The sequence below is a fragment of the Cupriavidus sp. SIMBA_020 genome (genome assembly GCF_046535395.1).
Lineage (GTDB): Bacteria > Pseudomonadota > Gammaproteobacteria > Burkholderiales > Burkholderiaceae > Cupriavidus > Cupriavidus campinensis.
In genome coordinates this window covers 1-317 of sequence record NZ_JAWRWU010000268.1, presented here as the reverse complement: position 1 = coordinate 317, position 317 = coordinate 1, and the positions used below count along the sequence as shown (strand labels likewise).

Genomic DNA, 317 nt, shown 5'->3' with positions numbered 1-317 from the left:
CGCGATTGCAGCGCGATCAGGACCCCGTGCCGCGCCCCCTGCGCGACACCGTGCAGGACACCGCACGGCGGCTGCGCGCCATCATCGATACCCACGGCCCCGACGCGGTGTCGCTGTATGTGTCGGGGCAGATGTCGATCGAAGCCCAGTACCTGGCCAACAAGCTGGCCAAGGGTTTCATCGGCACCAACAATATCGAATCGAATTCGCGCCTGTGCATGGCCAGCGCCGGCAGCGGCTACAAGCTGTCGCTGGGCGCCGACGGACCGCCCGGCTCGTACCAGGACATCGACCGCGCCGACCTGTTCCTGGTGATC

Annotated in this window: 1 protein-coding gene; it reads left to right on the top strand. The window is 66.9% G+C overall.

The genetic code is table 11. The features are described 5' to 3' along the window. The coding region (locus tag SB751_RS29145) for a molybdopterin-dependent oxidoreductase (protein WP_410748926.1) at window positions 1-317 on the top strand (317 nt) is incomplete at both ends.